General features: G+C 72.1%; 22 protein-coding genes. 13 read left to right on the forward strand and 9 right to left on the reverse strand.

The features are described from left to right. The first annotated feature begins 74 nt into the window (after positions 1-74). The 5 genes from SM418_RS33885 to SM418_RS33905 all read left to right on the forward strand — a co-directional run bounded on the left by SM418_RS33885 (position 75) and on the right by SM418_RS33905 (position 5,259). Positions 75-1,367: an acyl-CoA dehydrogenase family protein gene (locus SM418_RS33885; protein WP_371945572.1), complete on the forward strand. Its 1,293-nt coding sequence runs from the start codon at positions 75-77 to the stop codon at positions 1,365-1,367. Next, positions 1,360-2,040, forward strand: a complete 681-nt coding sequence (locus SM418_RS33890; protein ID WP_371945573.1) for a TetR/AcrR family transcriptional regulator — start codon at positions 1,360-1,362, stop codon at positions 2,038-2,040. The genes SM418_RS33885 and SM418_RS33890 overlap by 8 nt, the downstream gene beginning before the upstream one ends. 71 nt (positions 2,041-2,111) lie before the next feature. Beyond that, positions 2,112-2,474, forward strand: coding sequence for a VOC family protein (locus tag SM418_RS33895; RefSeq protein ID WP_371945574.1), 363 nt, complete (start codon positions 2,112-2,114; stop codon positions 2,472-2,474). 221 nt (positions 2,475-2,695) lie between these two features. After that, a complete protein-coding gene (locus SM418_RS33900; protein ID WP_371945575.1) occupies positions 2,696-4,117 on the forward strand; it encodes a hypothetical protein in 1,422 nt (473 codons plus the stop codon). Further along, positions 4,114-5,259: an ARPP-2 domain-containing protein gene (locus SM418_RS33905; protein WP_371945576.1), complete on the forward strand. Its 1,146-nt coding sequence runs from the start codon at positions 4,114-4,116 to the stop codon at positions 5,257-5,259. The genes SM418_RS33900 and SM418_RS33905 overlap by 4 nt, the downstream gene beginning before the upstream one ends. Here SM418_RS33905 and SM418_RS33910 read toward each other — a convergent pair. Further along, positions 5,252-6,064: a PIG-L family deacetylase gene (locus tag SM418_RS33910; protein ID WP_371945577.1), complete on the reverse strand. Its 813-nt coding sequence runs from the start codon at positions 6,062-6,064 to the stop codon at positions 5,252-5,254. The two genes, SM418_RS33905 and SM418_RS33910, sit on opposite strands and share 8 nt — an antisense overlap. A gap of 54 nt (positions 6,065-6,118) precedes the next feature. Next, positions 6,119-6,973, reverse strand: a complete 855-nt coding sequence (locus SM418_RS33915) for a class II glutamine amidotransferase (RefSeq protein WP_371945578.1) — start codon at positions 6,971-6,973, stop codon at positions 6,119-6,121. Between the two features lie 90 nt (positions 6,974-7,063). Between SM418_RS33915 and SM418_RS33920 the strand changes: the two genes are divergently transcribed. Continuing rightward, on the forward strand, positions 7,064-7,564 hold the full coding sequence (locus SM418_RS33920; RefSeq protein ID WP_371945579.1) for an HAD domain-containing protein: 501 nt from the start codon (positions 7,064-7,066) through the stop codon (positions 7,562-7,564). Positions 7,565-7,583: 19 nt separating this feature from the next. Here SM418_RS33920 and SM418_RS33925 read toward each other — a convergent pair whose 3' ends face one another. After that, positions 7,584-8,237, reverse strand: a complete 654-nt coding sequence (locus tag SM418_RS33925) for an NUDIX hydrolase (RefSeq protein WP_371945580.1) — start codon at positions 8,235-8,237, stop codon at positions 7,584-7,586. Next, a complete protein-coding gene (locus SM418_RS33930) occupies positions 8,234-9,073 on the reverse strand; it encodes a helix-turn-helix domain-containing protein (protein WP_371945581.1) in 840 nt (279 codons plus the stop codon). The genes SM418_RS33925 and SM418_RS33930 overlap by 4 nt, the downstream gene beginning before the upstream one ends. 95 nt (positions 9,074-9,168) lie before the next feature. Between SM418_RS33930 and SM418_RS33935 the strand changes: the two genes are divergently transcribed. Together SM418_RS33935 and gltX are read left to right on the forward strand one after the other, a co-directional pair. After that, complete coding sequence (locus SM418_RS33935) at positions 9,169-9,747, forward strand: TIGR03086 family metal-binding protein (RefSeq protein ID WP_371945582.1); 579 nt, start codon at positions 9,169-9,171, stop codon at positions 9,745-9,747. Between the two features lie 62 nt (positions 9,748-9,809). Continuing rightward, positions 9,810-11,210, forward strand: a complete 1,401-nt coding sequence (gene gltX / locus SM418_RS33940) for a glutamate--tRNA ligase (RefSeq protein WP_371945583.1) — start codon at positions 9,810-9,812, stop codon at positions 11,208-11,210. 42 nt (positions 11,211-11,252) lie between these two features. Here the strand turns inward: gltX and SM418_RS33945 are convergent, their stop codons facing one another. Next, complete coding sequence (locus tag SM418_RS33945) at positions 11,253-11,864, reverse strand: response regulator (protein WP_371945584.1); 612 nt, start codon at positions 11,862-11,864, stop codon at positions 11,253-11,255. An 84-nt stretch (positions 11,865-11,948) separates the two neighbouring features. Continuing rightward, positions 11,949-16,178, reverse strand: a complete 4,230-nt coding sequence (locus SM418_RS33950) for a hybrid sensor histidine kinase/response regulator (protein WP_371945585.1) — start codon at positions 16,176-16,178, stop codon at positions 11,949-11,951. Positions 16,179-16,523: 345 nt separating this feature from the next. Between SM418_RS33950 and SM418_RS33955 the strand changes: the two genes are divergently transcribed. From SM418_RS33955 to SM418_RS33965, 3 genes are read left to right on the forward strand one after another with little or no spacing between them, the layout of a single operon-like run. Next, positions 16,524-18,824, forward strand: a complete 2,301-nt coding sequence (locus SM418_RS33955; RefSeq protein ID WP_371945586.1) for a SpoIIE family protein phosphatase — start codon at positions 16,524-16,526, stop codon at positions 18,822-18,824. Positions 18,825-18,855: 31 nt separating this feature from the next. Continuing rightward, the gene (locus SM418_RS33960) at positions 18,856-19,194 is read left to right on the forward strand and encodes an STAS domain-containing protein (protein WP_371945587.1); all 339 of its coding nucleotides are present in this window, start codon (positions 18,856-18,858) and stop codon (positions 19,192-19,194) included. Between the two features lie 44 nt (positions 19,195-19,238). Then, positions 19,239-19,607 carry an ATP-binding protein gene (locus tag SM418_RS33965; RefSeq protein WP_371945588.1) on the forward strand — a complete coding sequence of 123 codons (369 nt, stop codon included), beginning with the start codon at positions 19,239-19,241 and terminating at the stop codon, positions 19,605-19,607. Positions 19,608-19,751: 144 nt separating this feature from the next. Here SM418_RS33965 and SM418_RS33970 read toward each other — a convergent pair whose 3' ends face one another. Then, positions 19,752-21,101 carry a class II 3-deoxy-7-phosphoheptulonate synthase gene (locus SM418_RS33970; protein WP_371945589.1) on the reverse strand — a complete coding sequence of 450 codons (1,350 nt, stop codon included), beginning with the start codon at positions 21,099-21,101 and terminating at the stop codon, positions 19,752-19,754. Between the two features lie 137 nt (positions 21,102-21,238). Then, the gene (locus SM418_RS33975) at positions 21,239-22,234 is read right to left on the reverse strand and encodes a sigma-70 family RNA polymerase sigma factor (protein ID WP_371945590.1); all 996 of its coding nucleotides are present in this window, start codon (positions 22,232-22,234) and stop codon (positions 21,239-21,241) included. A 129-nt stretch (positions 22,235-22,363) separates the two neighbouring features. Here SM418_RS33975 and trxA point away from each other — a divergent pair, with 129 nt between their 5' ends. Both trxA and SM418_RS33985 read left to right on the forward strand, forming a co-directional pair. Then, positions 22,364-22,717 (forward strand): thioredoxin, encoded by a 354-nt coding sequence (gene trxA, locus SM418_RS33980; protein WP_371945591.1) that lies wholly within the window; start codon positions 22,364-22,366, stop codon positions 22,715-22,717. A 158-nt stretch (positions 22,718-22,875) separates the two neighbouring features. Continuing rightward, the gene (locus SM418_RS33985) at positions 22,876-23,709 is read left to right on the forward strand and encodes a putative RNA methyltransferase (RefSeq protein WP_371966135.1); all 834 of its coding nucleotides are present in this window, start codon (positions 22,876-22,878) and stop codon (positions 23,707-23,709) included. Here SM418_RS33985 and SM418_RS33990 read toward each other — a convergent pair. Beyond that, on the reverse strand, positions 23,647-24,414 hold the full coding sequence (locus tag SM418_RS33990) for a nitroreductase family protein (RefSeq protein ID WP_371945593.1): 768 nt from the start codon (positions 24,412-24,414) through the stop codon (positions 23,647-23,649). The genes SM418_RS33985 and SM418_RS33990 overlap by 63 nt on opposite strands. Between the last annotated feature and the right edge of the window lie 758 nt (positions 24,415-25,172).

Here is a 25,172-nt window from a genome sequence, read left to right on the forward strand (position 1 = left end):
GAGTAACAGTCATGCACTTGCATTACTCGCTGAGGTGAGCCGATCATCGGGGAAACGACGTCAGGAGGCTCGCCATGGCTTGGGACTTCGAGACCGACCCCGGCTATCAGGAACTTCTCGACTGGGCGGACGCCTTCGTCCGGGACGAGGTCGAGCCCCTCGACCTGGTGCTCGGCGATCCGTACGACAAGAGCGACCCCCGCTACAAGCAACTCGTGCGGCCTCTCCAGGACCGGGTGCGCGAGAAGGGGCTGTGGGCGTGCCATCTGGGCCAGGGCCTCGGCGGCCAGGGATACGGCCAGGTGAAGCTGGCTTTGCTGAACGAGATCCTCGGACGCTCCAGGTGGGCGCCGTCGGTGTTCGGCTGCCAGGCGCCCGACTCCGGCAACGCGGAGATCATCGCCCATTTCGGCACGCCCGCGCAGAAGGAGCGCTACCTGCGGCCCCTGCTGGACGGCGAGATCTCCTCGTCGTACTCGATGACCGAGCCGCACGGGGGAGCGGACCCGACGCTGTTCACCACCCGGGCCGTCCGGGACGGGGACGGATGGGTCATCAACGGCGAGAAATGGTTCTCCTCGAACGCCCGCCATGCGACATTCCTGATCGTGATGGTCGTGACGAATCCCGATGTGTCCGCATATGAGGGTATGTCGATGTTCATCGTGCCGGCCGACGCGCCCGGGCTGACCACCGTCCGGAACGTGGGTGTCGGCGGCCAGCGCGAGGGTTCGCACGGCTACCTGCGGTACGAGGACGTCCGCGTCCCCGCCGAGAACCTCCTCGGCGACGAGGGCGGCGCGTTCGTCATCGCGCAGACGCGGCTCGGCGGCGGCCGCATCCACCACGCGATGCGGACGATCGCGCAGGTCCGCAAGGCGTTCGACATGATGCTGGAACGGGCCGTCTCCCGGCAGACGCGGTTCGGTCCGCTCGCCAAGATGCAGATGACCCGGGAGAAGATCGCCGACAGCTGGATCGAGATCGAGCAGTTCCGGCTCCTCGTCCTGCGCACCGCCTGGCTGATCGACAAGCACGGCGACTACAAGAAGGTCCGCAAGGACATCGCCGCGGTCAAGGCCGCGATGCCGAAGGTCTACCACGACGTCGTGCAGCGCGCGATGCACCTGCACGGCGCCCTCGGCGTGTCGAACGAGATGCCGTTCGCGGGCATGCTGCTCGCGGCCGAGGCGCTCGGCATCGCCGACGGCCCCACCGAGGTCCACAAGATCACGCTGGCCCGGCAGCTGCTGCGTGACGTCGAGCCGGTCGAGGGCCTGTGGCCGTCCGGCCACCTGCCCACCCGCCGGGACGCCGCCCGCGAGCGCTTCGCCGAGGCCCTGGAGCACGCGATCGGCAATGAGTGACACCCGCGAACGCCTGCTGGACGCCGCCGAGGCCCTCTACGCCGCGCGCGGCGTGGACGCCGTGAGCCTCCGGGAGATCCTCCAGGAGGCCGGCGCCCGCAACGCCACGGCCGTCCAGTACCACTTCGGGGACCGCGCCGGGGTCCTCCGCGCGATCTTCGCCCGGCACGCCCCGGACGTGGAGGCCCGCCGGCACGCCCTGCTCGACGCCTACGAGGACGGCGAGCGGGGCGTCCGGCCGCTGGCCGCCGCCCTCGTCCGCCCGCCGGCGGCGCGCCTGGCCGACCCCTCCGGCCGCGCCTACCTCCAGATCTGGGCGGACGTGGTGAACCGCCCGAACCCTCTCGTCCCCGTCGCCGTGCTGGACGACCCCTCCGGCGCGGTCGCCGGGGAGACCGGGAGGTCCTCCCCGCAGACGAAGACCGACAGCCTCTGCCGCTGGCGCGCCCTCGTCGAACCCCTCATGGAGGAGGACGCGGCACGCCTGCACCGCCGCTTCACGGCCGTCCTGTACGCGTCGATCGAGCTGGCGCGCCGCGCCCGCTCCGGCCCCCGCACCGACGACCGCCTGTTCACCAGCCACCTCGTCGACGTCGTCGCCGCGATCCTCGGCGCACCCGTCTCGCCCGAGACCCGCCGCCTCGCCGCCGAACGCGACGCCGCCCGCCGCTGAGGTCACATTCGTCCAAGACGAAGGGAGGCCCGCCGCGCAGACTGGGCATGCCAGACCCGAAGGAGGACGACATGACGAGCGAGATCCGCAGGACCTTCTACCCGCTGATCAGATCCGCCGACCCGGCGCGGACGATGGCGTGGCTGGAGAAGGCGTTCGGCTTCACCGAGATCGCGGCCCACAAGGACGACACGGGGAAGATCGTCCACGCCGAGATGCGCTTCGACACCGGCCTGGTCATGCTGGGCGCCGCCGAGACCGCCGCGACGGCGGTCTATGTCGCCGTGGACGATCCCGACGCCCACCACGACCGCGCGAAGGCCGCCGGCGCCGAGATCTTCCGCCCGCTCAGCGACCAGGACTACGGCTCCCGCGACTACGCGGCCCGGGACCCCGACGGCAACGAGTGGTACTTCGGCACCTATCGTCCCTGACCGGCTCGCCATCGCCCCGGGAAGAGCCCGCGATCCTCCGTGGCCGGGCCTTTCCGGGGCGATTACCGGAGGCCGGCGGGTGGGGTGTGATGTTACGGTTCGGGGGCCGGCCGCGGGACTTCGGTGCGACTTCCGGAACCCACCTCTGAAGTGATGATTCGCAGCTCGCGCCACCCTTCCCCGGCCGGCATCCCGGCCCCTCGGACGACCCCTGGGAAAAGATGAGCGAGACGTTCGCGGACCTCGTCGCGTGCGAGGACGTGCTGATGTTCGTCAACGCGGCGATCACCTCCACCGGGCAGCGGGAGTTCCATCACCACGCCGGGGAGCAGCGCCTCAGCCTCGATTTCCTGCACGAGTACATGCTGGAGAACTACCGGGAGGTGTACGCGGCCGCGCTCGCGCTGGACGTCAACGACCACAACGCGGCGACCATCATCCGGAATCTGCTGGTGCGGGCGGGCGACGCCGGGGCCGAACAGCGCAGGCGGGAGGGGCGCCTGATCGCGCGGCGGCTGGAACTGATGCCGCAGCAACGCGTGTACCGGGTCTTCCGGGAATTGCGCCGGCTCGGCGTGAACAACCGGCGGACGCGCGCCATCGTCCGCGACTGGATGGCCGGTCGCCGCGACCCGGACTTCGACTTCGTGAAGTACCGGGGAGCGGTGAAGGACGCCGTGCGGCACGCGCACCTGCGGCTCGGCAAGGAGCAGAGCGACTTTCTCTTCGCGCCGTCCAGCGTGAAGTCGTTCCGGTCGCCGGTCTTCGAGCAGTGGCGCCGCGCGCACTACGAGCAGGCCGCGATCTACGATCTTCCGTACACGGTCGCGGAGGGTTTCGCGGCCAAGCACGGGATTCCGCGCGAGGTGTTCCTGGAGCGCATCGAGCGCAGGATGACGCGGCTGGAGCGACTGCGCATGCAGGGGAGCGGCGTCCGCGCTGAGCTGGGGGAGATGCCGCTCACCCGGCTGGCGTCGTACGTGCTCTCCCTGCCGCTGGACGAGAGGTCCGGGCGGCGTGCCGAACTGTCGCAGGCCCTGCGCACCGCGGCGCGGCGGGTGGCCGGGCCGGCGCGCGGGTCGTGGGGCCGGGTCGCCGCCGTGCTGGACGACAGCTACTCCTCGCTCGGGTCGGGGGACAAGCGCCGCCGCCCGCTGGCGGTCGCGCTCGCCGCGCACTACCTGCTGGAGGCGCTCGCGAAGGAGTACACGCCGCTGTGGACGTCGGGACGCGCCGACGAGCTGCTGCTCTACCCGTCCGGCCCCACACCGCTGGGCCTGCGGATCATCGATGCGCTGGACACCGCGCCCGAGCGGCTCCTCATCGTCTCCGACGGCTGGGACAACGCGCCGTCGGGCCTCGCCGCGGACGTCCTGCGGATCTGGCGGACGCGCCTCGACCCCGGCCACCGGCTGGCGCCCGGCCACCGGATGCTGATCGTGCATCTCAACCCGGTCTACGACGCGGACGACTTCGACGTGCGGAGGCTGGCGCCGGCCGTGCCTACGGCGGGCATCCGCGACGCCGAGAACCTGCCCACGCTCGTCGAGCTGGCCCGGTTCGCCGAGGGGCGGGTCGGGTTCGGCAAGCTCCGGGCCCACCTGGACGACCGGACCGCCCGCTTCCTGGGAGAGCACGCGTGACCTTCAAGCTGGACGGCCTGGAAACGGGCCCGGCACAGGTGCGGGGTTCGGTGCGGCTCGTCCCGCTCATCCGCGACGAGCCCGTCCCCCACCTGCGCCTGCACCGGAAGGCCTACGGGGAGCCGGTGACGGTCGTGGACGTCGGCGACGCCTACTACGTCTCGTTCGTCCCGCACGCCTTCGTGGCGTCCTGGAGCGACGCTGACCAGCTGCCTTCGGCGTCCTACGGGACGCGGCTGCTGGAGCGCGACACCGGCGCGCCCCCGCGCATGGCGGTGCGGACCACGCGGCGCATGGCGCGGAAGGCGGGCAAGGACCGGCTCCGCTTCCTTCCCTTGCACCTGGCGGTCGAGGGCTATCTCGCGCTCCACTTCGGCGGCCCCGAGATCGCCTGGGAGGAGTGGGCGCGCGACGCCGTCGCGCACGGACTGTCTCCTCGATGCGAGGAGACCTACTTCGGGCTCCAGGTGCGGGGGCTGGAGGACGCGCTCAGGATCTTCGAGATCCATCCGGGGCAGTGCGGCGCCATGGTCTACGTCGCGGACGCGCTGGCCAGCGCGTTCGTCGTCCCGCACCACGACGACTACCGGGCGCTGCACCCGACCCTGGTCGAGGATCTCTTCGGCGAGCTGATCCATACCTACGGCCTGCTCGGCGCACCCGCCGGCGACCTGTCCGGGCGCGTCGACGACACGCAGATCCGCTCCCTGGCGGACCTGCGGGCCGCGGCGGAGCTGCGCCAGGAGGAGTGGGCGTCCTTCCACGACGTGGTCATGGCCGGGCGGCTGTTCGACGGCGACGGTTCCCGCCAGGTCGTCCAGCGTCTGCGCGGGTTCGAGCTCGCGCGGTTCCTGCCGTCGTTCGCGCTGCGCGACGAGAACCACATCGGCGAGACGATCACGGACGGGGACGGCCGCGTCGCCTACCTGAAGTCGTTCCGGCTGTCCGACGCCCAGACCAGGCGCGGCTACCTGCTCAGCAGGCTCGCCGAGCACGATTGGCGGCTCGGCGCCACGGCCGCCGCCCTCGGCGCCGACAGGGCGGCGCTGGCGCTGCGCCTGGAGCGGGCCGGGTTCGGGTACCTGCTGAGGCAGGACGTCCTCGACCACTACCGGGCGCAGCGCGCCACCCGGGCTACCTGAGCCCGGCGAAGAGGTCGTCCTCCTGGTCGGGGGCCTCCACACGGCAAAGGTGCCGGACGAACGTCTCGAAGGAGAACGCCGCCCGCTGCCGCTCCTCCGGCATCCGCAGCAGGAAGATGTTCTCGCCCTGGCTGGCGTGCGCCTCCAGTGCCTTGCGCTTGGCGTCCACGTGCGCGGCGACGTCCACCACGCTGGTGATCAGCTCGTCCGGGGTGCCGAAGTCGTCCGGCGGGTCGAAGTCGATCTCCACGCCCGCCTCCTTCATCGTGTCGAACATCTGCTTGATCCCCGAGCGGGGGATGGCGGTGTAGTAGAGCTTGTCGGGCACGCCGGTCCGTTCGGCCGCGGCCAGCGCGATGCGGTGGGCCTGGATGTGGTCGGGATGCCCGTAGCCGCCGTTCTCGTCGTAGGTGACGACGACCTGCGGGCGGTAGCGCTCCATCAGCTCCGCCAGCCGCCCGGCGGAGTCGTCGAGGGGGACGTTCGCGAACGCGCGCGGATCCTCGTTCGTCGACCAGCCGTCCATGCCGGAGTCGCGGTAGCCGAGCAGTTCCAGATGGCCGATGTCGAGCAGTCCGGCCGACTCGCGGAGTTCGGCGAGGCGGAGCCGCGCGACCTGCTCGGCGTCATGTCCCGGGTCGCCGGGTTTCGCGCCGCCCTCGCCGTCGCCCTGCTCGCCGTTGGTACAGGTGACCAGCACCGTCCGGATGCCCTCGGCGGCGCTGCGGGCGAGCAGCCCGCCGGTGCCGAGCACCTCGTCGTCCGGGTGGGCGTGGACGGCCATCAGCGTGAGTTCATGCGTCATCCGGGCTCCTCAAGCGGTTCGGCCGTCCACCTTACGTCCCGGCGCGGGAGTCGATCAGGTCTGGGACGTGGATTCCGCCGGCGACAGATCCGCGGTCGTCAGCCGATGCGCGGGTTCGTCGAACGGGAAGGCCGAGGACGACTCCAGCCCGTCCACGGTGAGCAGCTCGCCGGGGGCGAGGAGCCGCCAGCCCGGGTCGTCGTCCATCCGCTCGCTGGCGAGGACGACCGCCGGGCACGCCTCCCGGTGCGCCGACACCCTCACCTGGCCGGGCTCGCGGTCGGAGGCCAGGTGCCGGGCCGGTCCCGGCTTTTCCAGCCTGGGGTTCAGCACCCACAGCTCGTGGGTGTCCGGATAGCGCAGCGCCCACAGCCGCCCCGACTCGGCGAGCAGGATGTTCAACGCGAACAGCGGCAGTTCGGCGGCGATGCGGCGGACGGCCGCGATCAACCCGGCCGCGGTGTCGCCGTGCCGCCGGATCTCCGCCGTGATGTAGGCGAAGACGAACTCGGAGTCGGTCTGCCCCTGCATCAGCGCCCGGTCCACGTCGGAGAGCCACGAGCCGAGGTCGTCGAGCCCCCGCACGACGCCGTTGTGGGCGAACAGCCGGTCGTCCATGACGAACGGGTGGGAGTTGTGGACCTCCGGCCGTCCGGTGGAGGCATAGCGGACATGGGACACGAACGTGTGCGACACGACGTTGCGCGCCTCGGCGTTGAAGTCGGCGTCCTTGAACGCCGCGACGGGCGCGCGGTCGCGGACGGGCTCCTCGCCCAGCGAGAACCAGCCGAGTCCCGTCCCGTCGGGCATGCGGCGGGACTGGAACTCCAGGCTCTCGGGCGCGTCCAGCAGCCAGAACGTGGCGTGGATGCGGGGACCGCCCGTGGTCATCCCGAACAACCGGCACATGACGGGAGGATGCCCGGCGGAGCGCCGGTCAAGACTCGGACGCGGAAATGACCTTCGACGGCGGGTCCTCGATGACGTACGGTCCGGAGTATGGGATCGCCGGTGGTTCTGCTGGACGTGGACGGAGTTCTCAATCCCTTCGAAAGGCCCCATCGCGGGTTCCAACGGCACCGGTGCGTGCCGGACGGCAGGATGTTCAGGCTGTGGCTGAACCCGGCGCACGGCCCGTCCCTGCTCGATCTCGCCGAATCCACCGGCGCCGAACTGGCCTGGGCGAGTTACTGGTGCGACAACGCCAACGTCTGGATAGCGCCCAGGATCGGGTTGCCGGAACTGCCCTTCGTCCCCATCCCGCGGTTCCCCGGCGCCGAGCAGGGCGGCACCCTCGGCGCGTGGAAGGCCCGGCACGTGGCCGCGTGGGCGGAGAGCCGCCCGTTCGTCTGGTTCGAGGACGAGCCCGACGCCACCGAATGCATCGCCGCCGAAACCGACGCGGCCGAGCACCTCCTCGTGGAGGTCGACCCCCTGACGGGCCTCACCGACGAGCACCTCGCCGCCGCCGCGACCTGGCTCCGCGCCATCTCCCGCTGACGGATCCGCGGGCCGGCGGTCAGCGGCGCGTCCAGTCGGGCTGGACGAAGTCGGCGACCCTGACGTCCCGCCCGAGCAGCACCACCTCGCGGAACTGCCACAGCATCGCGCCCGTAGGGGCGTGGACGCGCCAGTTCGGGCCGAGCCGCATCTGCAGGAGGCTGCCGCCGTCCGGCTGCGGGACCCAGTGCGGGGTGTCGTCGTCCGCCAGCCTCCGCAGGCTCGCGTGGTGGACGGACTGGACCTCGTCCGGGCTCGGCGCCGGCGGGCCGGGGTCGTCCAGCACCACCACGACCGGGGTGATCGCGAAGCCCGAGGCGGCGGGGAAGTCGTCGAGCCGGCCGAGCACGTCGGCGGACCCGGCGGCCAGGCCGATCTCCTCGTGCAGCTCCCGCAGCGCCGCCTCCTCGGGCGTCTCGCCGTCCTCCAGCCGCCCGCCCGGCAGCCCCCACTGGCCCGCGTTCCGCCCCCGGTCCGCGCGCTTGATCAGGATCACCGACGGGACGCCGTCGTGCTCGACCGCGCACAGCACCACGCCGGCGCGGCGCAGGCCGGGCGCGTCGGGGACGGTCGTGTGCGCGAAGGAGCCGAGCTTCGCGGCCGCCAGCCTCCGGAAGGCGGCGAGGTCGTCGAGGGGATCGAGGGGGTCGAGGGGGTCGAGGGGGGCGGTCATGCCTCGATACTGCCAGGACCCGCCTCGCGGGCGTACCGCGCGGGCGGCGTCCCGACCGCCGCGGTGAAGTCGCGGGTGAAGTGCGCCTGGTCGGCGTAGCCCAGCTCGGCGGCGAGGTCCGCCCAGTCGACCTCGCCGCCGGACGCCGCGCGCTCGGCCGCCTCCTGCATCCGGAACCGCCGGATCACCCATTTCGGGCCGATGCCCACGTACTCGTGGAACAGGCGTTGCAGGCCGCGCACGCCGAGCCCGACGTCGGCCGCCAGTTCGTCCACCCGCACGAGGCCCGGCCGCGCCGCGATCCGCTCGACGATGGCGGCGGCCCGCCCGGCCTGCGGATCGGGTCCGGGGGCCGCTCCGGCGAGGAACGCCTCCAGCCGCCCGACCGCCTCCTCGGCGCCGGCCGAAGCGAAGATCTCATCGGCGAGCGCGAGACCGGCCGCGCCGAACACCTCGTCCACGCCCGCGAACCGGCCGGTCAGCGCGGAGACGGACCCGTCCATGAAGGGTCTGAACCCGCCCGGCCGGAAGGCGGCCCCCACCACGCGGCCCTCGTCGTGGATCTCCTCGACGAAGTCGTCGCGCACCACGCCCACGATCCGCGCCCGCGTCGCCCCGCCGGTCAGGTAACTGGTGAACGTCACATGGACGGACGGCCGCGTGAGCACCCGCTGCCGGTGCGGCGGCCGGCCCCGCAGATCCCACCGCAGCACCCAGAAGTTCTCCACGAACGGGGCGAGCGCCTCGGCCGGCGCGATCCGCTCCACCCCGAAGCGCTCCAGGCCCGTCCGCGCCCGCAGGATGCCGCGCGTCCCACCGGGTAGGGATCGTTCCATCGTCTCAGGCTAACGCCGTCGCGTTTGTACAAGACGGCGCCGCGGGCCCGTCCTAGCGTGGCCATGTGTTCGAACGAATGAGCGAGGGAGAGATCATGGATGTCCGGAGCCGGATGCTTCCCGCCGCGGAGGCCGCGGCGCGGATCGTCCTGGAGGTCCCCGCGGCGCGGATGGACGACCCCACCCCGTGCCCCGACTGGGACGTGCGGGGCCTGGTCAACCACCTGATCCTCTGGAACGGGCGGGGCGAGGCCGCCGCGCACCGGGCGCCGGTCACCGGGCCGGGGGAGGACCACGACTTCACCGCCGAACCGGGGTGGGCCGAGCGGTTCGGGGAGCAGGCCAGGAAGACCGCCGAGGCGTGGCAGGACCCGGCGGCCTGGGAGGGCAGGACCAGCCTCAGCGGCACCGGGGAGGGCATGCCCGCCGAGTTCATCGCCGGGATCCTCTTCGTCGAGTGCGTCCTCCACGGCTGGGACCTCGCCGTCGCCACCGGCCGCGATCCGGGGTTCTCGCCGGAGGTGGTGCGGACGGCATGGGACCAGGTCGTCCCGATGGCGGAGATGAGCCGCCGGTACGGGGTGTTCGGCGCCGAGGTGCCCGTGCCCGAGGACGCGCCGCTGCTCGACCGCGTCCTCGGGGCGTCCGGCCGCGACCCGCACTGGAAGCCCTGAAACGCCGCCCCGCCGCGCGGGTCCCGGCGCGAGCGGGGGCCCGCGCGCTCTACCCTTGAGACATGTCTTCGAGCTCTTCGATCCGCGTACGCTTCGCCCCGTCACCGACCGGCATGTTCCATGTCGGCGGCGCCCGCTCGGCGCTGTTCAACTGGGTGATGGCCGCCCAGTCGGGCGGGACGCTCGTGCTGCGCATCGAGGACACCGACGCCTCCCGCAACAGCCCCGAATGGACCGAGGGCATCATCCGCGCCCTCGCCTGGCTCGGGATGGACGGCGAGCAGTACGAGGGCCCCTACTTCCAGTCCGCCAACGCCGACAGGCACGCCGAGGCCGTCCAGAAGCTGAAGGACGCCGGCCGCGCCTACTACTGCGACTGCAGCCGCGAAGCCGTCGTCGCCCGCACCGGCGACCAGCACAAGGGCTACGACGGCTTCTGCCGCGACCGCGGCCTGGAGCCCGGCCCCGGACGCGCCCTCCGCTACCGCACCCCCGACGAGGGCCAGACCACCGTCGTCGACCTGCTGCGCGGCAAGCCGGTCTTCGACAACGCCGTCCTGGAGGACTTCGTCATCGCCCGCGCCGACGGCTCGGTCACGTTCCTGCTGGCCAACGCCGTCGACGACATGAGCCAGGGCATCACCCACGTGGTGCGCGGCGAGGAGCACCTGTCCAACGCGCCCAAGCAGCAGCTGCTGTGGGAGGCGCTCGGCGGCGAGCCGCCCGTCTGGGCGCACATCCCCGTCATCGTGAACGAGAAGCGGCAGAAGCTGTCCAAGCGCCGCGACAAGGTCGCGCTGGAGGACTACCGCGACGAGGGCTACCTCGCCGAGGCCATGCGCAACTACCTGATGCTGCTCGGCTGGGCCCCGGCCGCCGACCGCGAGATCGTCCGCTGGGACGTGATCGTCGAGGAGTTCCGCATCGAGGACGTCAACACCTCGCCGGCCTTCTTCGACGTCAAGAAGCTCCGCGCGATCAACGGCGAGTACATCCGGGCGCTGCCCGTCGAGAAGTTCATCGCCGAGTGCCTGCCCTTCCTCGAACGCGCCCCCTTCGACGTGGACGTGGCGGTGTTCGCCGAACTCGCGCCGCTCGCCCAGACCCGGGTGGCGCTGCTGTCGGAGATCGTCGAGATGATCGACTTCGCGTTCCTGGACGAGCCGCCCTCCGACGAGCAGTCCTGGAACAAAGCGATGAAGGAGCCCGCCGCCGCGATCCTCGCCGCCGCCGAGGCCGCCTACCGGGACGCCCGGTGGGACGCCGCCGAGCTGAAGGACCGGCTGGAGCGCATCGGCGCCGAGCACGGCCTCAAGCTCGGCAAGACGCAGGCGCCCGTCCGCGTCGCCGTCACCGGGCGCACCGTGGGCCTGCCGCTGTTCGAGTCCCTGGAGATCCTCGGCCGCGACCGCACCCTCGCCCGCATCGCCGCCGCCCGCGCCCGCCTCGAAGCCTCCTCCTGACGCTTCCGCGATCCGGGTCCGGCCCCACGGGCCGGGCACGGGTCAGGAGGAGGGAGGCTCCGCGCCGTCCAGGGTCCGGCGCAGCTCGGTGAGGCGGCGGGTCAGCTCGTCGAACTCGTCGCGGCGGGCGGGCGGTATGTGCTTGCCGACCGCCTCCGCCTGCTCTTCCACCGCTCTGAGCCGGTCACGGACCGTGTCCTGGTCGGGGCGCTCGTCCAGCAGCGCCGACTGCTCGCGCAGCAGGGCGGCCTGCTCGTGGAGCTGCTTGTTCTTGGTGTGCAGCTCCACGAACACCGACACCTTGGCGCGCAGCACCCACGGGTCGAACGGTTTGGAGATGAAGTCGACCGCGCCCGCCGCGTAGCCGCGGAACGCGTAGTCGGGGTCGCTGTTCACCGCCGTGAGGAAGATGATCGGAAGATTCCGGGTCTTCTTGCGGCGCTTGATGTCGCGGGCCGTCTCGAACCCGTCCATGCCCGGCATGACGACGTCCAGCAGGATGACCGCGTACTCGTCGGTGAGGAGCGCCTTCAGCGCGTCCTCACCCGACCGCGCCCGGACCAGGTCCTGATCGAGTGAGCTGAGGATGGCCTCCAGCGCGATCAGGTTCTCCTCGCGGTCGTCCACGAGCAGGATCTTCGCCTTGTCGTCCACGCGCGTCTCTCCGATTCCGGTCCCCGCCATCGCCCGGCGCATGAGCCCCCTGCGGCGACCCTAGTGCCCGGGCGCCTCCTCTCCTCAGCGGACGATGGAGGGTTGCAGCCAATTCCTCATGACGTCAAGGAGATGGTCCACGTCAACGGGCTTCGGCACATAGTCCGACGCGCCGGAGTCGAGGCTCTTCTCCCGGTCGCCCTTCATCACCTTCGCCGTGATGACGATGATCGGCAACTCGGCGAACTGCGGCATCGCCCTGATCGCGGCGGCCGTCGCGTAGCCGTCGAGGCCGGGCATCATGACGTCCATCAGCACGACCGCCACGTCCGGATTGCGGTGCAGGACCTCGATCCCGGCCTGCCCGTCCTCGGCGTAGAGGACGTCCATCCCGTAGCCCTCGAGGACGCTGGTGAGGGCGAACACGTTCCGGACGTCGTCGTCGACGATCAGGACCTTGCGCCCCGACAGGACGGTGTCGAGGAAGTCGGCCGGGGGCTCCTCCACGAGGCCGTTCAGCGCGGGCTCGGACTCCGCGGCGGGCGGCCCCTGCTCGATGAGCACCCCGTTCTCGGCGGCCGCGGCGGCCGGCGGCCGGACCCCGCCGCCGTTCCCGTGCCCGGCGTCCGCGCCGTGCCCGCCCTCCGGCGCGGCGAGCGACTCCTCCTGCGCCGCCGGGCGCCGCCGGTCCTCGCGCCGGCTGTACTGGGCGGGCAGGTAGAGCGTGAACACGCTGCCGCGGCCCGGCTGGCTCTCCGCGTGGATCTCCCCGCCGAGCAGCCGCGCGATGTTCCGGCTGATCGACAGGCCGAGGCCGGTGCCGCCGTAGCGGCGGCTCGTGGTGCCGTCGGCCTGCTGGAACGGCTCGAAGATCTCCTGCAGCTTGTCCGCGCTGACCCCGATCCCGGTGTCGATCACCCGGAACGCGACCACGTCCGGGGTGTTCCACAGCGCGGGCAGCGTGAAGTCGATGTCGCCGGCCCGCTCGATCAGCAGCCGCACCTCGCCCTCCGCGGTGAACTTCACCGCGTTCGACAGCAGGTTGCGCAGCACCTGCTGCAGCCGCTGCTCGTCGGTGTTCAGCGCGGCGGGGACGTCCGGCGCCACCTCCACGCCGAACTGCAGCCCCTTGTCGACCGACAGCGGGCGGAACGTCGCCTCCACGTAGTCGACCAGCGCCGACACCGACAGCCGCTGCGGGTGCGCCTCCATCTTGCCCGCCTCGACCTTGGCCAGATCCAGGATGTCGTTGATCAGCTCCAGCAGATCGGTGCCGGAGTCGTGGATCGTCCGCGCGAACTCCACCTGCTTGTCGGTCAGGTTCCCGCTCTGGTTCTCCGACAGCAGCTTGGCGAGCACCAGCAGGCTGTTCAGCGGCGTGCGCAGCTCGTGCGACATGTTCGCCAGGAACTCCGACTTGTACCGCGAGGAGATCGCCAGCTGCTCGGCGCGCTCCTCCAGGGTCCGCCGCGCCTGCTCGATCTGGAAGTTCTGGATCTCGATCGCGCGGTTCTGCTGGGCCAGCAGCGCCGCCTTCTCCTCCAGTTCGGTGTTGGAGTGCCGCAGCTCGCCCTGCTGGCGCTGCAGCTCGTCCGACCGCTCCTGCAGCTCCTGCGCGAGCCGCTGCGACTCGCCGAGCAGCGCCTCGGTCCGCGCGTTGGCGCGGATCGCGTTCAGCGTCACCCCGATCGTCTCGATCAGCTGCCTGAAGAACGCCAGGTGGACGTCGCTGAACCGGCCGAACGAGGCCAGCTCGATCGCGCCGAGCAGCTCGTCCTCGAACACGATCGGCAGCACGATGATGTTGACCGGGGACGCCTCGCCCAGGCCCGACCCGATCTTGATGTAGTCGGCGGGCGCGTCGGCGATCAGCAGCGGCCGGCGCTCCTGCGCCGCCTGCCCGACCAGGCCCTCGCCCGGCGCGAACCGCACCGCCCCGACCCGGTTGCGGCGCGTCCCGTACCCCGCGATCAGCACCAGCTCGGTCTCGTCGCCCGCGCCCTCGGCGCGGTAGAACGCCCCGTACTGGGCGCTGGCCGACGGCGTCAGCTCCCGCATGATCAGGTCGGCGACCTGCAGCAGGTCCCGGTGGCCCTGCATCAGCCCGCCGATCCGCGCCAGGTTGGTCTTGAGCCAGTCCTGCTCCTGGTTGGCGCGGGTCGTCTCGCGGAGCGTCGCGACCATCAGGTTGACGTTGTCGGACAGCTCGGCGACCTCGCCGCGCGCCTCCACGGTGATCGTCCGGGTCAGGTCGCCGGTGGCGACCGCGCTGGCGACCTCGCCGATCGCGCGCACCTGCGTGGTCAGGTTCCCGGCCAGCTCGTTGACGCTCTCGGTCAGCCGCTTCCAGGTGCCCGACACGCCCTCGACCTCGGCCTGCCCGCCGAGACGCCCCTCGCTGCCGACCTCGCGAGCCACCCGGGTGACCTCGGACGCGAACGAAGACAGCGTGTCCACCATCGTGTTCAGCGTCGTCTTCAGCTCCAGGATCTCGCCCTGCGCGTCGACGTCGATGCGCCGCGTCAGGTCGCCGTGCGCGACCGCGGTCGCCACCTGCGCGATGTTGCGGACCTGGTAGGTCAGGTTGGACGCCATCCCGTTGACGTTGTCGGTCAGGTCCTTCCACATGCCGCCCGCGCCGGGGACGATCGCCTGGCCGCCGAGGCGTCCCTCCGTGCCGACCTCGCGGGCGACGCGGCTGACCTCGTCCGCGAACGCCGACAGCGTGTCGACCATCGTGTTCAGCGTGTCCTTGAGCTGCAGGATCTCGCCCTGCGCGTCGACCTCGATCTTGCGCGTCAGGTCGCCCTGCGCCACCGCGGTCGTCACCGTGGCGATCCCGCGCACCTGGTTGGTCAGGTTGTTCGCCATCGAGTTGACGTTGTCGGTGAGGTCGAGCCACACCCCGCCCGCGCCGGGGACGATCGCCTGACCGCCGAGGCGTCCCTCCGTGCCGACCTCGCGGGCGACGCGGGTCACCTCCGAGGCGAACGCCGACAGCGTGTCGACCATCGCGTTCACCGTGTCCTTCAGCTCCAGGATCTCGCCCTGCGCGTCGACGGTGATCTTCTTGCCGAGGTCGCCCTCGGCGACGGCGGTGGTGACCTGCGCGATGTTGCGGACCTGGTAGGTCAGGTTGGACGCCATGCCGTTGACGTTGTTGGTCAGGTCCTTCCACACGCCGCTCACGCCCGGCACCCGGGCCTGGCCGCCGAGGCGCCCCTCGGTGCCGACCTCGCGGGCGACGCGGGTGACCTCGTCCGCGAACGCCGACAGGGTGTCGACCATCGTGTTCACGGTGTTCTTCAGCTGCAGGATCTCGCCCTGCGCGTCGACGGTGATCTTCTTGCCGAGGTCGCCCTCGGCGACGGCGGTGGTGACCTGCGCGATGTTGCGGACCTGGCTCGTCAGGTTGTTCGCCATCGCGTTGACGTTGTCGGTCAGGTTCTTCCAGACGCCGCTGACGCCCCGCACATGCGCCTGCCCGCCGAGCTGGCCCTCGGTGCCGACCTCGCGGGCGACGCGGGTGACCTCGTCCGCGAAGGCCGACAGCTGGTCGACCATCGTGTTCACGGTCAGCTTCAGTTCCTGGAGCTCACCGCTCGCCTCCACCGTGACCTTGCGGGTCAGGTCGCCCTTCACCACCGCGGTGGTGACCTCCGCGATGTCGCGGACCTGCGACGTCAGCCGGTTCGCCATCACGTTCACCGACGCCGTCACGTCCCGCCAGCGGCCCGTCATGCCGCGCGCCGGCGCCTGCCCGCCGAGCCTGCCCTCCGTGCCGACCTCGCGGGCGAACTGGGTGACCTCCCAGGTGAACTGGTCGAGCAGCTCCACCATGCCGTTGGCCGACTTCGCCATGCGCAGCAGCTCGCCGCGCATCGGCCTCCCGCGCACCCGCAGCTCGACCCGCTGGCTCAGGTCCCCGGCCGCGACGGCCTCCACCACCCGGCTCATCCCGGTCGCCAGGTCGGTCAGCTTGTCGATGACCGCGTTGGCGTCCTCCACCGCGGTCGCCCACGTACCGCGCAGCGGGCCCGTGGTCAGCCGCCCCCGGAGCTTCCCCTCCCGGCCGATCTCCCGCCGGACGCGGCTCAGCCCCGACGCGAGCTCATGGCCGTTCTGCCGGATCTCCTCCAGGATCGCCGCGGCGTCCGCCACGGCGCCGTCACCCGGCACGTCCAGCTCGGTCTTCGCCCTGCCGTCCCGCACGGCGACGAGCGCCCTCAGCAGCGGTTCGAGGTCGGCGTCGCTGTAACGCGGGGTCGTGTCGCGGTACCCGCCGAGGCGGGCGCGTGACGCGGTACGCGGCATTCTCTTCATCCTCCTGGCCCGCGAACGTCCAACATCCGGATACCACGGACTCCTGCTCCGGGCCCACGTCCGGTTCCCCTGGGCCCTTTCCGGCCGCACCTGTACTCTACGTCGCCGGGCGACGGCCGGGCCCTTTCGCGGACCAGGCCGTGGTCAGACGTCGATGACCGTGCATCAGCGCTTGTAGTCTTCGTGTTACGGTCTGTCGTGTCGTGGCGGGGGGTCGCGTTCGCCGAGGCCGACGCTTCGCGGAGCCCCCGGTTCACGGCTCTCGTGGCCGCGCGGCCGACCGTCTGTCACGATAGCCAGGCCCGGATTGTGACGCTTCGAACAAAGGGACGACAGTTGGATCGGCAGACGGCGTCGGCGACCTTCCCGTCCGCCGCCGCGGCGGTGGCGGACGCGCGCCGGTTCGTCCGGAAGGTCCTCGCCGACTGGGGCATGGACGAGGCGGCCGACGACGCCGTGCTGGCCACCAGCGAGCTCGCCACCAACGCGATCGCCTACGCCGGCACCTCCTTCGAGGTCACCTGCCGGCTGGAGGACGGCGACATCAAGATCGAGGTCCGCGACCGGCACCCGACCCGGGGCATCGAGATGCCCGGCGTCACCGCCTCCAGCGGCCGCGGGCTGCCGTCGATCGCCCGGCTCGCCGCGTCCTGGGGCGTCTCCTACGACCGCCGCACCAAGGGCGTCTGGTTCCGGCTGCCCCGGCCCGACGCGGCCGCCGGCCCCGCGCCGGGGCCCGCCGCGGAGGCCGCCGAGGGGAGCGAGCCCGAGGCCGCCGGCGACGGACCCACCGGTTGCGCCGTCCGTGATCGGACGCCCCGTGATCGCGCCGCCCGTGATCGCGCGAGACGCGACGGCGCGGACCGCGACCGGAGCGAGGCCCGCGACGCCGCCGGCGCGCCCGGCCGCGACGGCGGGCTCGGCCGCGACGGCGGGCTCGGCGGCGACGCCGGCGACATGCCCGTCGCCGGTGACCGGCTCCTGCGCTCCCCGGCCGCCGTGGAGGCCATGGAGGACGGTGTCGCCACCGTCCGCGAGATCCTCGGCGCGGAGGGCGCCGCCGTCCTGCTCACCGAGCGCGACGGCCGCATGATCATGGGCTCGTCCACCGGCACCGCCGCCGAGCTGCCGCTCGGCGAGCTGTCGGTGGCCGGACTCGGCCCCGCCGCCCGCGCCGGCTCGCCCTGGGTGGCCGCCGACCCCGACCCGACCGCCGCCGCCCTGCAGGCGCGGTCCCTGGCCGCCGCGCCGCTGGAGTCCCAGGGACGCCTCACCGGCGTCGTCGTGGCCGTGTCCTCCGTTCCGGGCCGCTTCGACGAGGCCGACGGCATCCGGCTCGGGCGGCTCGCGGACGAGATGTCGCTCTCCCTGGAGAAGGCCAGGGTCGGCGAGCTGGAACGGTCCTGGCGCGGCTGGCTCAGCTTCGTCGCCGAGGCCAGCGACCTGCTCGCCGGCACCCTCGACCAGGAGCGCACCATGGCCCTGGTCGCCCAGCTCGTCGTCCCGCGCCTGGCCACCTGGTGCGCCGTCTACACCGTCACCGAGGCCGAGCCCGACCGGCTCGCCTACGTGTGGCACGCCGACGAGAACCGCGCCGACGGGCTCCGCGAACTGCTGGAGCACGCGGGCGCCGCCCCGCCGATGGACGGCCCCGGCCCGTGGACCGGGCTCGCCACGGCCCCCGCGGACGTCCGGGCCGCCGCCGGCGGGACGGCCGCCGACCACGTCTACGCGTTCCCGCTGATCGCCCGGGGACGTAGCGTCGGCACCATCGTCATCGGCCGCCCGCCCGGCGACCGCTTCCCGCGCAGCGCCGTCGAGCTGGCCGAGGAGCTCAGCCGCCGCGCCGCCCTCGCCGTCGACAACGCGCGCCTGTTCTCCGCGCAGACCGCCATGAGCAGCGCCCTGCAGCGCAGCCTCCTGCCGCCGGGCATCCCCGAGATCCCCGGCCTGGAGGTCGCGGTGGTGTACGAGCCCGCGGGGGAGGGCAGCGAGGTCGGCGGCGACTTCTACGACGTGTTCGAGAGCGTCCCGCGCCCGGGCGGCTCCGCGTCCTCGACCCGCTGGCGGTTCGCCATCGGCGACGTGTGCGGCACCGGCCCCGAGGCGGCCGCCGTCACCGGCCTCGCCCGGCACGCCCTGCGCATCCTCGCCGCCGAGGACATGTCGGTCCCGGCCGTGCTCGGCCGGCTCAACCGGCTCATCCTCGGCGAGGGGGAGCGGGGCCGCCTGCTCACCCTGCTGCACGGCGAGATCGAGGCCCGCCGCCGCGACGGCGTCCGGATCCGGCTGACGAGCGCGGGGCACCCGCTCCCGCTCGTCCTCGACCCCGACGGCGGCGTGCGCGAGGCGGCCACGGCCCAGGCGCTGCTCGGCGTTTTCGACGGTGTGGACTTCCACACCGACACTGTCGACCTCCGCAGAGGCGAGGTCCTGCTCTGCGTGACGGACGGCGTCACCGAGCGGCGTTCCGGGAGCCGGCTGCTCGGTGACGGCGACGGCCTCGAACGGCTGCTCGCCGGCTGCACCGGGCTGAGCGCGGGCGCCGTCGCCGCGCGGATCCAACGCGCGGTGCGCGACTTCGGCCCGGAGCCGTCGAACGATGACATTGCCCTGATCGTTCTACGGGCGTCATGATGGAGACCAACAATCGGTAAGGTGGGGTGGCGTGGGGCTTGCCTTGCACACGACACGACAGGACGGCCGCGCGACGATCGCCGCGCGCGGCTCCATCGACCTGCATTCCTCCGAAGAGCTGCGCACTCGGCTGACCGAGCTCGTGGACGCGGGAGAGCGGGCGGTCGTCGTCGACCTCGCGGCGGTCGACTTCTGTGACTCCTCCGGCCTGAACGTCCTCGTCCGGGCGTACAAGCACGCGCGCGCGCAGAACGCGAAGCTCACCGTCACCGGCGCCTACGGCCGGGTCGAGAACGTGCTGCGCACCACCGGGCTCGACCGCTTCCTGATCGAGGGCCCCACGGAGGAGGCACCGGCCGATGGACGGTGAGGGGAGACGATGAAGAACGGCGAGCGGGCGGAGTGACCGACCCGATGACCGAGACCACACTGCGCGCGGCGCCGCAGACCGAGGCGGTCGAGTACGCACGCCGCCTCGCGGCCCGCACCATGCGCACCTGGGCGCTGATGGAGCGCGAGGAGCTCGTCACCGCGATCGTGGCCGAGCTCGTCGCCAATGCCGTCCGGCACGCGGGCACCGCGCTGGAACTGCGGCTGCTGCGCGGTTCCGGCCGCGTCCGGGTCGAGGTCCGCGACCGCGCCGCGCAGCTGCCCCGGCTGACCGTCCCCGGCCCGCTGGACGAGTCGCACCGCGGCCTGTTCATCGTCGACAGGTTCGCGAACTCATGGGGAGCCGACCCGGTGACCGGCGGCAAGGTCGTGTGGGCCGAGGTCGACATCTGACCCAGGCCTCCCGGCGGAACGCGCCGTGACGGAACGGCCGTCCTGGAGGCAGCCGCACTGGGGGCAGGCCGTCGCGCCCGGCTTCCGGCGGGAGCGCGTCCACCCGCGGTGACACGGCAGATGGACGCGCCCGCCCCGTGACGGTCAGGCCGACTTGCGGTACAGCTCGGCCACCATGAACGCGAGGTCGAGCGACTGGCCCCTGTTGAGCCGCGGGTCGCACGCCGTCTCGTACCGCTGGTGCAGGTCGTGCTCGGCGAGCCCCTGGCCGCCGCCGACGCACTCGGTGACGTCGTCGCCGGTGAACTCGATGTGGATGCCGCCCGGGTGGGTCCCGAGCGCCCGGTGCACCTCGAAGAAGCCGGCCACCTCGTCCAGGACGTCGTCGAGCCGCCGGGTCTTGTGCCCGCTGGGCGCCTCGAACGTGTTGCCGTGCATCGGGTCGCAGATCCACGCGACCGGCGCGCCGTGCTGGCGCACCTTCTCGATCAGCGGGGGCAGCGCCTCCCGGATCTTGCCCGCGCCCATCCGGGTGATGAAGGTGAGCCGGCCCGGCTCGTGGTCGGGGTTCAGCCGCTCGATCAGCGCCAGCGCGTCGTCCGCCGAGGTCGTCGGGCCGAGCTTCACCCCGATCGGGTTGCGGATGTGCCGCAGGAACTCGACGTGCGCCCCGTCCAGCTGCCGGGTGCGCTCGCCGATCCACAGGAAGTGCGCGGAAACGTCGTAGGGGAGGCCGCTCAGGTGGTCGACGCGGGTCAGCGCCCGCTCGTACTCCAGCAGCAGCGCCTCGTGGCTCGAGTAGAACTCCACCCCATGGAACTCGTCGGGATTCGCTCCGCACGCCTTCATGAACGTCAGCGCCCGGTCGATCTCGGCCGCGAGCTGCTCGTAGCGGCGTCCCGCGGGGCTCCGCTGGACGAAGTCGCGGTTCCAGGCGTGCACCTGCCGCAGGTCGGCGTACCCGCCCTTGGTGAACGCCCGGCACAGGTTCAGCGTCACCGCCGAGCAGTGGTAGGCCTTCAGCAGCCGGTTCGGGTCGTTGCGGCGGGACGCGGCGTCGAACCCGAAACCGTTGACGGCGTCGCCCCGGTAGGCGGGCAGCTCGACGCCGCCGCGCACCTCCACGGGCTTCGAGCGCGGCTTGGCGAACTGGCCCGCCATCCGGCCGATCTTCACGACCGGCACGCTGGCGGCGTAGGTGAGCACGACCGCCATCTGCAGCAGCGTCTTCAGCTTGTTCTTCACCGCGTCGGCGTTCGACCCCTCGAACGTCTCGGCGCAGTCGCCGCCCTGCAGGACGAACGCCTCACCGCGCGCGACGTCCGCGAGCTGGGCCTTCAGCTGGTCGCACTCGCCGGCGAAGACGAGCGGGGGCTGGGCGGCCAGTTCGGCGGCGACCGCCGAGACTTCGTCCGGATCGTCCCATTCGGGCTGCTGAAGGGCGGGGAGCGCGCGCCAGGCGTCGAGGTCCCCGATGTCGGCGGAAGTACTCACGCGGAAAGGCTATGGCACCGCCCGCCCAGCAACGGACGGCGAGTCCGTCCGGGCGGCGGCGCGGCGGGGACGGGCACGCCGACCGGGAGGCCCGTTTCGGGGCCGCCCGGTCCGTGATCACGTCGGCGTGGGCTCCGTCAGGCGGCGCGGCTCCCGGCGCCCGCGGTTTCCCGGGTGGAGCCGGCCACCGTCCTGCGGCCGCTCAGATCCGTCTCGCTCGCCAGCTGCCGCAGCCGCCGCAGCGAACGGTCGGTGATCTGCCGCACCCGGTTGTGGCTCAGGCCGTACCTGGCGCCGATCTGGGCGTAGGACAGCGGCTGGCCGCTGTCCATCCCGAACCTGGCGCGCAGGATCGCCGACTCGCGTTCCGGGAGCCTGTCGAGCAGCCGGGCGAGGCCCTCGACGTCGTCCAGCGCGAGGATCTCCGCCTCCGGCGTGACGGCCTCCGGATCCTCCAGCAGGTCGCCCATCGGCGTCTCGCCGGCGTCGTCGACGGTCGCGTCCAGGCTCGCCGGGTCGCGCCGCCAGCGCAGCAGCTCGTCCACATGGTCGGCCTCGGCGCCGAGCGTCCCGGCGAGCTCCTCCCGGGTCGGCTCCCTGCCGAGTTCGCGGCCCAGCTGGCGCTCCGCGCGCCGCAGCCGGGAAAGTTCCTCCTCCACATGGACCGGCAGCCGGATGGTGCGGGCGGTATGGCTGAGCCCACGCCCGATCGCCTGCCTGATCCACCAGGTCGCGTACGTGGAGAACTTGAAGCCGCGGCGGTAGTCGAACTTCTCCACCGCGCGCATCAACCCCAGGTTCCCCTCCTGAATGAGGTCGATGAGGGGCAACGAGTCGGTCGGATATTTCCGGGCGATCGAGACCACGAGCCGCAGGTTGGCCTCGACGAAGCGCTGCTTCGCGCGCAGCCCCGCCGCGGCCAGCTCCTCCAGCTCCTCGCGGGTCGCGCCCTCGGGCGCACTCCCGTTCACGAGGAGCTGCTCGGCGTACAGGCCCCCTTCGATCGCCTTGGCCAGATCGACCTCCTCCTGCGCGTCGAGCAGGGGGGTACGGCCGATCCGGTCGAGGTACGCCCCGACTAGGTCCTTGTCGGGAACTTCGACCCTGTCGCCCTTAGTACGGGTTGCAGCCATCCTGACCCTTCTCCGGTGCGATCTCCCTAGGAGGAGAACGCTAATTACCGCTCTGTGATTCCCGGGTGGGGAATACTGCCTGGCTGTGTGCCGCTCTACGTCCTGTACCCCGACTGAGGAGAAACCGACATGGCCACGGTCACACTCACCGCTGAGAACTTCGACAAGGTCGCTCAGGCCGACGGCATCGTGCTCGTCGACTTCTGGGCGGAGTGGTGCGGTCCGTGCAAGCGCTTCGCGCCGGTCTTCGAAAGGTCGGCGGGCAAGCACGGGGACATCGTCTTCGGGAAGGTCGACACCGACGCCCAGCCGGAGCTGTCAGAGCGGTTCGGGATCAGGTCGATCCCCACGCTGATGGCGATCCGGGACGGTCTCATCGTCTTCGCCGAGCCCGGCGCCGTGCCCGAGCCGGTGCTGGAGAACGTGATCGAGCAGGTCCGCGGTCTGGACATGGAGGACGTCCGCCGGCGCGCGGAGGCCTGACCCCGGGTCCCGGCGCCGGGACTACCCGGCGGCACTGAGGGCGCAAGGTTGCGCGGACGCGACGTCCGGCGGACGCAGGGGCGGCGAGCGGGCGGCACGAGGGCAAAGAACAGGACGGTGACGCCCGATCGGCCGCCCGGATGGACGATGATGGACGGATGCTCGCCGATGTCGTCCCCTATCTGGTGTGCCCCGTGTGCGGAGCCGACCTCGAACTGGCCGACCGCGGACTCCTCTGCCCCAGCGGGCACGCCTTCGACATCGCGCGACAGGGCTATGCGAACCTCCTGCCCGGCAACGCCCGCCCGGGAACGGCCGACACCCCGGAGATGGTGCGTGCGCGAGACGCGTTCCTCGAGGCGGGCCACTTCGCCGCCCCTGTGGACAGGCTGGCGATGAGCGTCTCCCGCGCCGCCCCTTCCTTCGTCGTCGATGCCGGCGCCGGAACCGGCCACTACCTGGGCCGGATACTCGACCGGACACCCGGCGCGGTCGGTCTCGCACTGGACATCTCCAAGCACGCGGCCCGCCGCGCGGCCAGGGCTCATCCCCGCGCGGGGGCCGTCGTCGCGGACCTCTGGCGGCCGCTCCCGCTGCGTGACGGCGTCGCCGACGCGGTGGTGAACGTCTTCGCCCCGCGCAATGCGGCCGAGTTCCACCGGGTCCTGCGCGACGACGGGCTCCTGCTCACCGTGACCCCGTCGCTCCGGCATCTCGGCACTCTCGTGGAGCCGCTCGGCCTGCTCTCCGTCGACGAGCGCAAGACCGAACGCATGGACGCCGCGCTCGCGGGTTACTTCAAGTTCGACTCCCGCCAGGAGATCGACGTGGAGGCCGTCCTGTACCACGATGAGGCGGCGACGCTCGTGGGGATGGGGCCGAGCGCTCATCACGTCCCGGCCGACGTGCTCCGGGAGCGGCTTCGGCGGCTACCTGACCCGGTGCCGGCGCCGCTGTCCTTCGTTCTGTCGACGTACCGGCGGCTCGCCTAGGTCCGCGCCGACGCTCTGGCAGAGTTCGAGGAGGACCTGCGGCACCTCGCCCGGCGCCGTCACTTCCTCGACCCCCGGCACGTCGACCGTCTCGTACATGAACGAGACGGAGACCGAGCGGGCCATGCCGCTCAGCAGCAGGCGCTGGAGGGCCTGGCCCGCGCGCAGCCATTCAGCGGGGGAGTCGCCGGAGGTCGTGAGAACGGCGCGGCGGCCCTCGGCCTCCTGCGATCCGGGCCCTGTGAGCAGATGGAGCGCCGCTCCTTCCAGCCGGGCCGCCTCCCCCAGTTCGTTGACGACGGGAAGCGCCGGCCGGGCGCCTGAGGCGGCACGGTTCGCCAGGAAGGGCTTCAGCGTCGCGGCGTAGAGCAGCCGTTCCTCGCGGGTGACCCGGTGGCGTCCGGCCAGGCGCACGGAGGCGAGGACCGATGGACGCGCGGCGTCGGGAAGCAGCCGCACCACGGCCTCATGTCCGAGCTGGGCGGCGGCGAGCCGCAGGTTCACGAGCGCGGCGCCGCTGCTGAGATGCAGGCCCCGCCCCGAGGGGTCGTGCATGGGCCGGAACCTGTCCGGGTCGGCGTGCACCTCGACCAGTCCAGGAACGACCTTGAAGCGCCACGCGTGGACGTCATGGATCGTCGGCCCCATCGTCGCGGCGACCACGAGACGTTCCGCGGACGCGCGGATGGCGACGGGCACATTCACGAGGTGTTCCTCCTGACCTCGGCGGGGTGTCGTGCCGGGAGCCACCGCCCGCCCCGGCGGGGCGTCGCCGCTGGACGAGCTGTCTGCCTGCGCACGCTACCTCACTGTGACCCGGCGCACGTAGTGCGCGAATGCGAGGTCAGCGAGGCCGATGGTGTTCCTGGGTGACAAGTGTGCGAGGGGACCGAGCGCGGCGATTTGACGATGCCCATGGCGGACCTTAATGTCTCTCTTGCCCCGAGGGACGCGGGACGCCGCAAGGCGGCCGGTCTAGGGGAAGCCACCAGGAATGACCCAGCCGCAAGCCGGGTTGGTCCTGTGTGACGCCCCCGATGGGATGCGGGACGCCCGATGTGGCGGACGGCCCACGGGGTGAGCGGACCTCCGAAAATCGGTTCGAGCGGCGCTCGGGCTGGTGTAGGATGGTCGAAAAGCCCAAGACCGGGATGCAGGACGCCGCGAGGTGGCCGGCCCGCAGGGCATCTCCTACGGAACGATTTTCGCCAGGTTTTCGTCCTGGGGGTGTGTCGTCGCCGTGGGGGCTGGTGCGCCTCCGATCGTCAAAAAGATCTTCGCTGATCGGCTTGACAACGGGAGCGGATCGGGTAAGTTAGAAGGGTTGCCCCGGAGCCGGGTCTGCGTGAGCAGGGGTTCGGCGCGGTGGGTGTCCGTTTCTTGAGAACTCAACAGCGTGTTAAAAGCCAGTGCCTTTATCGGCTCGGCCCTTGTTGGGGTCGGGTCGCCCCGTGGCCGTCTTT

The sequence above is a fragment of the Actinomadura chokoriensis genome, from assembly GCF_041463665.1.
Classification (GTDB): Bacteria; Actinomycetota; Actinomycetes; order Streptosporangiales; family Streptosporangiaceae; genus Spirillospora; species Spirillospora chokoriensis_A.

Bases quoted from the DNA above. Each gene is read 5' to 3' on its own strand.
- trxA (WP_371945591.1), top strand. From the start codon at position 22,364: ATGGCCACGGTCACACTCACCGCTGAGAACTTCGACAAGGTCGCTCAG.
- SM418_RS33950 (WP_371945585.1), bottom strand. From the start codon at position 16,178: ATGCCGCGTACCGCGTCACGCGCCCGCCTCGGCGGGTACCGCGACACG.
- SM418_RS33910 (WP_371945577.1), bottom strand. From the start codon at position 6,064: ATGACGCATGAACTCACGCTGATGGCCGTCCACGCCCACCCGGACGAC.
- SM418_RS33985 (WP_371966135.1), top strand. From the start codon at position 22,876: ATGCTCGCCGATGTCGTCCCCTATCTGGTGTGCCCCGTGTGCGGAGCC.
- SM418_RS33890 (WP_371945573.1), top strand. From the start codon at position 1,360: ATGAGTGACACCCGCGAACGCCTGCTGGACGCCGCCGAGGCCCTCTAC.
- gltX (WP_371945583.1), top strand. From the start codon at position 9,810: ATGTCTTCGAGCTCTTCGATCCGCGTACGCTTCGCCCCGTCACCGACC.
- SM418_RS33935 (WP_371945582.1), top strand. From the start codon at position 9,169: ATGGATGTCCGGAGCCGGATGCTTCCCGCCGCGGAGGCCGCGGCGCGG.
- SM418_RS33920 (WP_371945579.1), top strand. From the start codon at position 7,064: ATGGGATCGCCGGTGGTTCTGCTGGACGTGGACGGAGTTCTCAATCCC.
- SM418_RS33925 (WP_371945580.1), bottom strand. From the start codon at position 8,237: ATGACCGCCCCCCTCGACCCCCTCGACCCCCTCGATCCCCTCGACGAC.
- SM418_RS33895 (WP_371945574.1), top strand. From the start codon at position 2,112: ATGACGAGCGAGATCCGCAGGACCTTCTACCCGCTGATCAGATCCGCC.
- SM418_RS33915 (WP_371945578.1), bottom strand. From the start codon at position 6,973: ATGTGCCGGTTGTTCGGGATGACCACGGGCGGTCCCCGCATCCACGCC.
- SM418_RS33965 (WP_371945588.1), top strand. From the start codon at position 19,239: ATGACCGAGACCACACTGCGCGCGGCGCCGCAGACCGAGGCGGTCGAG.
- SM418_RS33900 (WP_371945575.1), top strand. From the start codon at position 2,696: ATGAGCGAGACGTTCGCGGACCTCGTCGCGTGCGAGGACGTGCTGATG.
- SM418_RS33885 (WP_371945572.1), top strand. From the start codon at position 75: ATGGCTTGGGACTTCGAGACCGACCCCGGCTATCAGGAACTTCTCGAC.
- SM418_RS33930 (WP_371945581.1), bottom strand. From the start codon at position 9,073: ATGGAACGATCCCTACCCGGTGGGACGCGCGGCATCCTGCGGGCGCGG.
- SM418_RS33975 (WP_371945590.1), bottom strand. From the start codon at position 22,234: ATGGCTGCAACCCGTACTAAGGGCGACAGGGTCGAAGTTCCCGACAAG.